This is a genomic window from Microbacterium sp. zg.Y909, assembly GCF_024626565.1.
This window is the reverse complement of record NZ_JANJFJ010000232.1, coordinates 1-1,973: the sequence shown is the minus strand read 5'-3', so window position 1 is coordinate 1,973 and position 1,973 is coordinate 1. Positions and strand designations below refer to the sequence as shown.

Here is a 1,973-nt window from a genome sequence, read left to right as displayed (position 1 = left end):
GCCTCAGGCGGCGGGGCCCCCGGCCGCGCTGCGTCGGTCTGCGACGAACAGGCCGCAGGCGACGACAAAGCCAGCAACGGCGGCAGCGACCCATGAGACCCAAGTGAGCCCGATTACCGTTCCCGCGATCGAACACGCGAAGAGTGCGATCAGCACGAGTCCCGTGAGCGCGAGCGGGACGATGGCTCCCGGGATGGGCGCGAGGTCGGCGGTGGACTTCGACACGAAGAGGATCCCCACGGTGCACGCGCCGGCGACGAAAGCCATGCCGACCCCGGTGCCCATCAGAGGTGACCAGACCGCGACCGCGGCGAGCAGCGCCACGGTCAAGAGAATCCAGGCCGGCGTCCGGTTGTCGTGACTCACAGGTTCTCCCGGGACGGCGTCAGCACGGCCGGTCGACCATGCGCGCCGCATGATCTGCACTATAGGGCCCGAACGGTGCGCCCAAAGCAAAACTCCCTTGACGAATCAAGGGAGTTTCGGAGCCTGTGGCTCCCCGGCTTGGACTCGAACCAAGAACCTATCGGTTAACAGCCGATTGCTCTGCCAATTGAGCTACCGAGGATCATGCACACCTTGCGGCGGGCAACTCGTCAATCCTAGCAAACGTCTGAGGGTGCTCGTGACTCACGACGCGACCAGTCTCGGGTTCGCATCGTCTCCGGGCGTCCACAGCAGACCGCCCGTCCCGTGGCCGGTCGCGACGGTGTGTCCGGCGCGAAGGACGAGCACGTCGGCATCCAATTCGTCGACCGCGGCCGCTTCGTTGGTGACGATGACGGCGGCCATGCCGTACTCCGCCCGGCGGCGCAGGATCGCGTCGCGCGCGGCCCGCCTCACTTCGACGTCGAGGTTCGCGTACGGTTCATCGGCGACCAGCAGTTGCGGACGCAGCATGAGTGCGCGCGCCAGCGCGACGCGCTGGCGCATGCCCGCGCTCAGCTCGTAGGGATACTTCATTGCCGCGCCCAGGGGCAGTTGCAGTTCGTCGAGCAGAGCCGCGACGCGCACCGCCAGTGCGCGCTGGTTCACCCTCCGGTCGCGGCTGGTGACGGGCTCCCCCACCACCTCTGCGACGGTCGAGCGCGCCGGAAGGTCGGCGCCGGCTCGCTGGGGAAGGTAGCCGGTGAGGTAGGTGTGCAGGCGGTGGGCGCGTCCGCGGCGGCCGAGCCGCACGCCTTCGACGACGGCGCTGCCGCCCACGAGCGACAACGCCGAGCCGCCGCGGCCGGCCAAGACCGCGGCCAGGCTGGACTTGCCGGAGCCGGTGGGCCCCATGACGGCGAGCGTGCCGCCGCGCGGGAGGGTGAACGTGACACCGTCCACGACCCGCTGCATCGACCCGGTGTGGGCGATGGAGAGGTCGTCGCACCGGACAGAGAACTCGTCGTCACTGCTCGGGGTCATGGTCCCATCCTGCCCGGTCGGGCGGGCGCGGGCTACTCGGCGATCAGCCGGGCACGCTCGACGTCGAGCTCCCGAAGGCGGATGCGCACCGCACGGCCCCCGTCGGAGTCCACATCGACACGCTGGATGTGCCGCATGAGCTCGCTCTTCTCGCGTTCGATGACCCGCAAGCGCAGCCGACGCGCGAGGTCGGCGGTCGAGGCCAGGGCGCCGGCTTCGGTGCGCGCCGGGAAGTCGGCCGTGAGCAGTTCGGCGGCGAGGGTGCGGTAGGGCTCGCGCACCGCTTCGACGGCGGCCGCCGCCCAGCCGATCCGGGTACGGTCGGGCTGTTCGACGACGGCGCGACGTACGGCTTCGAGCGCAGGATGGTGGAACGGCAGCGCCAGCGCGGGGTCGAGGACGGCGGCATCCACCGCGTGACCGTACTGCAACACGCCCATGATCGCGTCGCGCTCGAGCGCCACATCGGCGGTGCGCGGAAGCGATGCCAGCGTCACCCGCGGCGTCGGCGCCTCACCGCCGTCCGCGACCGGCGCCGTGGACGAGGTGGGGGCTGCATTCTT

Annotated in this window: 2 protein-coding genes, 1 tRNA gene and 1 pseudogene; all 4 read right to left on the bottom strand. The window is 70.5% G+C overall.

The window, feature by feature from the left end; genetic code table 11:
- Positions 1-3: 3 nt before the first annotated feature.
- The gene (locus tag NQ160_RS15510; RefSeq protein ID WP_257516082.1) at positions 4-366 is read right to left on the bottom strand and encodes a hypothetical protein; all 363 of its coding nucleotides are present in this window, start codon (positions 364-366) and stop codon (positions 4-6) included.
- A gap of 126 nt (positions 367-492) precedes the next feature.
- A tRNA-Asn gene (locus NQ160_RS15505) sits at positions 493-568 on the bottom strand.
- Positions 569-630: 62 nt separating this feature from the next.
- Complete coding sequence (locus NQ160_RS15500; protein ID WP_257516081.1) at positions 631-1,410, bottom strand: ATP-binding cassette domain-containing protein; 780 nt, start codon at positions 1,408-1,410, stop codon at positions 631-633.
- Between the two features lie 32 nt (positions 1,411-1,442).
- Positions 1,443-1,973: pseudogene (locus NQ160_RS15495) on the bottom strand (DNA primase); the annotation flags it as partial.